Consider the following 7,850-nt stretch of genomic DNA (forward strand, 5'->3'; position numbering starts at 1 on the left):
GCACGCGACGGTGCTCGCCGTCGAGTTCCACGGCGAGCACCGTCGCGTGCGGGTCGAGGTCGGAACCGGCGGGCGGTTCGATCCACAGCACTCCGACGGCCTCGTGCAGCCCGCCGACGACGCGATGTCCCAGCTCCGTGCCGGTGCCGAGCACCGTGACCCTGCGGACCGGCGTGACCAGCCCGCGGACGCCGATCTCGGCACGCGGGACGTCGAACAGCATCAGGTAGAGGGTGCGGCCGTCGGCGGAGAGGGTGCTGGGCCCGTAGTGGTGCCCGGCCGGCAGCCCGCGCACCGTCCCGTACACGGCCTCCGCGTGCCCCCGGATCCACTCCCCCAGCCCCTCGAGACGCTCGACCTGCGGCTGCGGGACGGTGCCGTCCTCCATCGGCCCGACATCGAGCAGAAGGTTGCCGCCGCCGCCGATGGTCTCGGTGAAGTAGCGGACCAGCTGGGTGAGCGACTTGTGGTGGTGGTCGTGGTGCTGAAAGCCCCAGGAGTCGTTGATGGTGAGACACAGCTCCCAGGGACCCTCGGGCGGTTCGATGGGGGCGCCCTGTTCCGGGGTCGCGTAGTCGCCCTCACTGAGCATGCGGGCGTTGAAGACGACGTCCGGCGAGTACGAGCGGATCAGCGCGGCGAGTTCCCCGATACGCCACTGCTCCTCGCTGCGGTCCCACTCGCCGTCGAACCACATCAGGTCCGGCCGGTAGCGGGAGGCCAGCTCGCGCACCTGGCCGTCACGGTAGGCCAGGAACCGCTCCCAGGCGTCCGGGTCCTCGTCCCCGGCGGCGCACTCGGAGTAACGGTTGTCCTCCAGCTCCGGCGGGCGGCCGGGCTTGCGGGTGCTGGCGTAGTCGGGATGGTTCCAGTCGGAGTGCGAGTAGTAGAGGCCGACCTTGAGGCCCCTCTCGCGCAGGGCGTCGGCGTAACCGGTGAGGTAGTCGCGGCCCAGGTTCAGGTCGCCGTACGCGGTGTCCCACAGGGCGACGCCGTCGTGGTGCCGGCTGGTGAGGACGGCGTACCGGGCGCCGGCGCGGGCGAAGAGGTCCGCCCAGGCGTGCGGGTCGTAGCGGGCGCCGGTGAAGCGGTCGAGCTGGGACACGTAGCGGTCGTGCGGGACGATGTCGTCGTAGAACGACCAGGACTCCTGGACGCCGTCGACGGCGTAGATGCCCCAGTGGACGAAGATCCCCAACTTGGCGTCGGTGAACCACGGTTGCATGGGCACGGATGAACTCCTTCGCACAGAAGGGGACTTCGGGAGGGAGCGGGCGCGGCTGCGGGCCGCGCCCGCCGGGTGACCGAGTTATCCGGCGGTGGTGCGGCCCAGGCGGAGCGTCAGGATCTGGAAGGGCCGCAGCTGTATGCGGACGCCTCCCACACCGTCGGTGACGGCCGGTTCCAGCGGCCGTTCCAGCAGGTCCGTGATCTGGGCGCCGGCGAGCGGGAAGCCGGTGCGCAGGGTGCCGCCGGCCCGGCCGCCGCGCGACTCGTAGAGCCGGACCACGACATCGCCGGACCCGTCGTCGGCGAGCTTGACCGCCTCGACGGTGATGCCCTCGCCGTCGACGGAGACGACCGGGGCGGGCGGCGCGCCCGCCGCTTCGGCCCTGCGCAGCGGCAGGTTGAGGGCGTAGCCCTCGGCGACCGCGTCGCCGATCGTGGCGCCGGGGAGCAACGAGTACGTGAACGTGTGCCTGCCCTGGTCGGCCTCGGGGTCCGGGATCCGCGGTGCGCGTACCAGGCTGAGGGCGACCGTGGTCGTCGTACCGCCGTCCTCGCGGACCGTGCGGGAGACGTCGTGGCCGTACGTCGAGTCGTTGAGGACCGCGACGCCGTAGCCGGGTTCGCCGATGTGCACCCAGCGGTGGCCGCAGACCTCGAAGCGGGCCGCCTCCCAGCTGGTGTTGGTGTGGGTGGGCCGCTGGACGTGACCGAACTGGATCTCCGCCGAGGAGTGCGCCGCCCGGACGTCCACCGGGAAGCCCGCCTTGAGGATCTTCTCGGCCTCGTGCCAGTCGATCTCGGTCTCGAAGTCGACGCGGGCGCTGTCGGCGCGCAGCGTGATGGTCTGGGTGATGGTCGAGCCCTTGCCGAAGGAGCGCGTGACCCGGATCGAGCCGACCAGAACGTCCCGCTCGACGACCGTCATGGACTCGACGCCCAGGAGTTCCGTGTAGCGGTTCTTGTAATGCTTGTCGATGTCCCAGGCGTCCCAGTAGTTGGGCAGGTCGGTGTGCAGGCGGAGCAGGTTGCCCCGGCCGGCGAGGACCTCGCGCTGGAAGCGCCGGTCGAAGACCGAGGCCAGGGTGCCGTCCTCGGCCAGCTCCACCCGGACCAGACCGTTGTCCAGGACGCGGTCCTCCACGGTCACGGCGCCGTCCGGCCGGTCGTGGGAGAGCGGGGCGCTTCCGTTCGCCGCGACCTTCACGAAACCGGCTCGGCCCTCACGGTCGCGCACCACCTCGCGCCGTTCGAACGGGCTGGTGTTGAAGTACCGGGTCTCCCCGGGACCGCCGCCCAGCGCCGCGACCGCCTCCGCCGTCAGCGCCTCCAGCTCCTCGGCGACACGGGCGTACTCGGCCTCCGCCTCGCGGTGCACCCAGGCGATCGAGGAACCCGGCAGGATGTCGTGGAACTGGTGCAGCAGCACCGTCTTCCACAGCCGGTCGAGCTTCTCGTACGGGTACGCGTAGCCCGGAGCGTTCAGCGCCGCCGTCGTGGCCCACAGCTCCGCCTCGCGCAGCTTGTGTTCGCTGCGCCGGTTGCCCTGTTTGGTGCGGGCCTGGGAGGTGTACGTGGCGCGGTGGAGCTCCAGGTACAGCTCGCCGTTCCAGACCGGGGCGTCCTCGTACTCCTCGCGGGCCTTGGCGAAGAAGTCGTCGGGGTGCTCGATGACGACCTTGGGCGAGCCTTCCAGGTCGGCGAGCCGGCGGGCCCGTTCCATGATCTCGCGGGTGGGGCCGCCGCCGCCGTCGCCCCAGCCGAAGGGGGCCAGAGAACGGGTGCCGGCGCCCTTCTCTGAGTAGTTGCGGACGGCGCGGTGCATCTCCTCGCCGCTGAATCGGGCGTTGTAGGTGTCGACCGGCGGGAAGTGGGTGAAGATGCGGGTGCCGTCGATGCCCTCCCACCAGAAGGTGTGGTGGGGGAACTTGTTCGTCTGGTTCCAGGAGATCTTCTGGGTGAGGAACCAGTCGTTGCCGGCGAGCTTGGCGAGCTGCGGGTAGGCGGCGTTGTAGCCGAAGGAGTCCGGCAGCCAGACGCCCTTGGTCTCGATGCCGAAGTGCTCCATGAAGAACCGCTTGCCGTGGACCAGTTGGCGGGCGATGGCCTCGCCGCCGGGCAGATTGCCGTCGGACTCCACCCACATGCCGCCGACCGGCGCCCACTGGCCCTTCCGCACCGACTCCTGGATGCGCGCCCACACCTGGGGGTAGTGGTCGCGCACCCACTCGTACTGCTGGGCCTGTGAGCAGGCGAAGATGAAGTCGTCGTACTCGTCGGCGAGCGCGGTGACGTTGGAGAAGGTGCGCGACGTCTTGCGCTTGGTCTCGCGGATCGGCCACAGCCAGGCGGAGTCGATGTGCGCGTGGCCGACGCCGGAGACGGTGTGGGCGCTGGCGTGGGCGGGGCGGGCCAGGACGGGCGCGAGGACCTCGCGGACGGCGGCGGCGCTGCCGGAGACGTCGTCCAGATCCAGGACGTCCATGGCGCGGTCCAGGGTGTGCATGATCTCGTGGCGGCGCGGCTCGTGCTCACCGAGGTGGACCATGAGTTCGCGCAGGACCTGGAGGTCGAGGTCGAGGTGGAAGACCTGCTCGTCGAGGACGGCCAGGTCGGCGCTGCGGAATGTATACAGTGGACGGTCGCCTGCCGTCAGTACATCGCCGAGCGGCGTCGGGGCCGCGAAGCCGTTAGCCAGGATGTCGGGGTTGGAGGCCGCCTCGACCAGATAGTCGATCACCTCGCCGCCGGTCGCGGGGTTGCCGATCGGCACGTACTGGTTGAGCGGGTTGACCGCCTTCAGCGGGGTGCCGTCGCTCAGGTGGACCAGGGCCTCGGCCTGGTTGCCGGGCCAGTCGCCGACGAAGCCGAGGTCGATGACCGCCTCGACCCGCCTGCCGGCCCACTCGGCGGGCACCCGGCCGCGCATCCGGAACCAGGTGGTCCCCCAGGGCGGGCCCCAGGGCGTGCCCATCACGAAGGGTTCGTACGGGGCTGCCGCGGCCTCAGCGAACGCGACGGGCTCGCCCGGTGCCTGCCAGGCCTCGACCTCGAAGGGCACGGTGGCCGCGTAGACGGCGGGCTTGATGCGCTGGGTGTGGACGCGCTCGACGCGCTCCTCGATCCGGCGGCGTTCGTCGTGCATGGAAAGTCTCCAGGGAACCGGGAAGGGCGGACTGCTGGAACGGAACGTACGGGAAAGGGAGCGAAAGCGGAAAGCGCTTACTCGCTCTTGCCGAAGGGCTTGCGGCACGGCTGTCCGGAAGTGTTCACCCGAGGTAGGCCAGGCCCGGGTGGACCGCGGTGTAGCCCTCGACCAGGCGACGGGCCACGTTCACCGAGTCGACGAGCGGGTGCAGGGCGAAGGCCTTCACCGCGCTCGCCCGCGAGCCGGACTCGGTGGCGGCGAGCACCTCCCGCTCGACCCCCTTCACGGCGCAGACCAGGCCCGTCGCGTGGTCGGGCAGCGGGGCCACGGCCACCGGATGGGCTCCGTTGGCGTCGACGAGGCAGGGCACCTCGATGACCGCGTCCGTGTCGAGCACGGAGAGGGCGCCCTGGTTGCGGACGTTGAGGATCAGGGTGGTGCGTTCGTCGCGGGCGATGGCCCGCATCAGGGCGAGGGCCACCTTCTCGTAGCCGCCGGAGAGATCGTCGGCGTCGCGCTCACCGGCGCCGGCCGTCTCGCGGTTCTCGGACATGTAGGTCGCCTCGCGCTCGGCGCGGGTACGGTCCCAGGCGGTCAGCGCCGCCGCGTCGGGCCGGCGCATCTCCTCGTAGAACCGTGCCTGCTGGTCGCGCAGGAAGGCGCCGCGGGTCTTCTCGGCCTGCTGGTAGGCGCGTACGGTCTCGCGGTTGAAGTAGTAGTAGTGCAGGTATTCGTTCGGGATCGCGCCGAGCGACCGTAGCCAGTCGACGCCGAACAGCTTGCCCTCCTCGAAGGAACCGAGCAGGTCGGAGTCGGCCAGCAGGCGCGGGAGTTCGTCGCGGCCGGCGACCCGTAGTCCGCGTACCCAGCCGAGGTGGTTGAGGCCGACGTAGTCGATGAACGCCTCGCGCGGGTTCGCGCCGAGAACGCGCGCGATACGGCGGCCGAGGCCGACCGGCGAGTCGCAGATGCCGATGACCCGGTCGCCGAGGTGCCGGGACATGGCCTCGGTGACCAGACCTGCCGGGTTGGTGAAGTTGATGACCCAGGCGTCGGGGGCGAGCCTGGCCACCCGGCGGGCGATGTCGACGGCGACGGGCACCGTGCGCAGGCCGTAGGCGATGCCGCCGGCGCCGACCGTCTCCTGGCCGAGGACACCCTCCGCCAGGGCCACCCGCTCGTCGTTCGCCCTGCCCTCCAGGCCGCCGACGCGGATCGCGGAGAAGACGAAGTCGGCGCCGCGCAGTGCCTCGTCGAGATCGGTCGTGGCGGTCACGGTGGGGGCGCCGGCCACCGTCGACGCCTGTTCGGCCAGTACACGGGCTACCGCATACAGTCGACTGTCGTCCAGGTCGTGCAGGACGACCTCGGTGACGCGCCCCTCGGCGTGGTCCGTCAGCAGCGCCCCGTACACGAGCGGCACCCGGAATCCGCCGCCGCCCAGAATCGTGAGTTTCATGCTTGCGCCTTTCCTGCCAGGACCACCTCGACGCCCGCCTCCTCCAGGGAGGACCGGGTCGCCGGGTCCACCGGAGCGTTGGTCACCACCACGTCCAGGTCCTCGGGACCACAGACCTTCGCCATGCCCGTACCCGGGAACTTCGCCGTGTCCGCCAGCAGGACGACCTTTCCGCTCGCCTTGATCATGGCGCGCTTGACCGGCACCTCGACGACCGTCGTGTCCATCACCTCGCCGCCCGGCCGCACCCCGCTCGTGCCGAGGAAGAGCCAGTCGGCGTGCAGCTGGCGAAGGTTGTCCTCGGTGAGGAAGCCGACCAGGGAGCGGTACTCGCGCCGGACCATGCCGCCGAGCAGCACCAAGTCGATGCCCTCGTCGTCGGCGAGCTCCTCGTAGACCACCAGGTTGCTGGTGATCACGGTGAGCCGGCGGCCGTGCAACTGACGGGCGAGGCGGTAGGCGGTGGTGCCGATGTCCAGCAGGACAGACTGGCCCTCCTCGATCATGGCCGCGGCGCGCTCCGCTATCGCGTCCTTCTCCGCCACCCGGACCTCGGCGACCTCGGCGAAGGGCTGGTCACCCTCGTCGACGACGGCGCCGCCGTGGACACGTGTGAGCAGGCCCTCCTCCTCGAGTCTGAGCAGGTCGCGCCGGACCGTGGCGGGGCTCACGCCCAGCTGCTCGGAGAGGTCGGTCACGGCTGCGGGACCGCCGGAGCGCAGGGCCCGCAGGATGAGTTGATGTCGTCGTTCTGCCAGCACGGCGTGAACACTACTCGTCATCTTCAATCAAATCCATGCTCAGTTCTGCTCGGGTATTGACCAATCTCGCCGAGGGGCGCACGATTCCGGTCACCGAAATGAAGAGTTCTGACGAACCACCGATCCACGTCACGAACTCCCGATCGACCCGACGAACCCGCCCGATCCGTGTGACGAAGCCACCGGTCGGCGTGGTGAGCCAACCGTCGATGCGACGCCCCCGCCCGAACGAGAGGACGTTCCCGTGGACGACGACCGGCCCGACGTGCTGCTGACCGGCCTGCTGTTCTACGACCTCGTCCTCACCGGACTCGGCGGGCCGCCCGCCCCCGGCGAGGAGATCTGGACGGCCGGAATGGGCTGCGGCCCCGGCGGCATCGCGAACCTCGCGGTGGCCGCGTCCCGGTTCGGCCTGCGCACCTGCCTGGCCACGGTCTTCGGCGACGACTTCTACGGCGCGTACTGCCAGGAGGTCCTCGCCGGCCAGGAGGGCGTCGACCTCTCGCTCTCCCGCGTCGCCGACGGCTGGCACACCCCGGTCACCGTCGCCCTCGCCCACGGGCAGGACCGGGCCCTGGTCACCCACGGCCAGGAGCCGCCGTACTCGCAGGACGTGCTGATGGGCGACCCGCCCGAGGCGCGTACGGCCCTCGTGCACCTGGAGGCCGAACCGCGCGCCTGGATCGGCAAGGCGGCGGCCGGCGGTACGCGGATCTACGCCGACGTCGGCTGGGATCCCACCCGGCGGTGGTCCCGCGACCTGCTCGACCAGCTGGCCCTGTGCCACGCCTTCCTCCCCAACGAGACCGAGGCGATGGCGTACACCCGCACCGACAGCGCGGTCGCCGCGCTCGGCACCCTCGCCGAGCTGGTAGCGGTCGCCGTGGTGACGCGCGGCGGCGACGGGGCCCTCGCGGTGGACCAGACGACCGGCGAGTTCGCGCAGGTCCCGGCGCTTGACATCGATGTCCTGGATGCGACGGGAGCCGGTGACGTGTTCGGCGCGAGCTTCGTCACGGCCTCGCTGGGCGGCTGGCCGCTGGAGGAGCGGCTGCGGTTCGCCGTCCTCGCCGCCGGGCTGTCGGTGCGCCACCACGGCGGGGCGCTCGCCGCCCCCGGCTGGTACGGCGTCGACCGCTGGTGGCGCTCGCTCACCGACCCCGGCCTGAAACGGGCGTACGGCTTCCTCGCCGACCGGCTGCCGGACGACCCCGGCCTAGAAGACGTTCGGCACCCCGCCGCAGCCCGGCGGCCC

At 71.1% G+C, this 7,850-nt stretch carries 5 protein-coding genes; 1 reads left to right on the forward strand and 4 read right to left on the reverse strand.

Features of this window, described 5'->3' with window-relative positions:
- The 4 genes from BZL64_RS27505 to BZL64_RS27520 all read right to left on the reverse strand — a co-directional run.
- On the reverse strand, positions 1 to 1,231 hold a 1,231-nt coding region (locus tag BZL64_RS27505), incomplete at its 3' end, for an alpha-L-fucosidase (protein ID WP_107430355.1).
- Between the two features lie 78 nt (positions 1,232 to 1,309).
- A complete protein-coding gene (locus BZL64_RS27510; protein ID WP_086771878.1) occupies positions 1,310 to 4,372 on the reverse strand; it encodes an alpha-mannosidase in 3,063 nt (1,020 codons plus the stop codon).
- A 124-nt stretch (positions 4,373 to 4,496) separates the two neighbouring features.
- The gene (locus BZL64_RS27515) at positions 4,497 to 5,834 is read right to left on the reverse strand and encodes a 6-phospho-beta-glucosidase (RefSeq protein ID WP_086771879.1); all 1,338 of its coding nucleotides are present in this window, start codon (positions 5,832 to 5,834) and stop codon (positions 4,497 to 4,499) included.
- Positions 5,831 to 6,595, reverse strand: a complete 765-nt coding sequence (locus tag BZL64_RS27520) for a DeoR/GlpR family DNA-binding transcription regulator (protein WP_086771880.1) — start codon at positions 6,593 to 6,595, stop codon at positions 5,831 to 5,833. Before BZL64_RS27520 ends, BZL64_RS27515 begins: the two co-directional genes overlap by 4 nt.
- A 244-nt stretch (positions 6,596 to 6,839) precedes the next feature.
- Between BZL64_RS27520 and BZL64_RS27525 the strand changes: the two genes are divergently transcribed.
- A partial coding sequence (locus BZL64_RS27525; RefSeq protein WP_086771881.1) for a carbohydrate kinase family protein occupies positions 6,840 to 7,850 on the forward strand: 1,011 nt, incomplete at its 3' end.

It is taken from the genome of Streptomyces bobili (assembly GCF_002154575.1).
In the GTDB taxonomy this organism is placed as follows: Bacteria; Actinomycetota; Actinomycetes; order Streptomycetales; family Streptomycetaceae; genus Streptomyces; species Streptomyces bobili.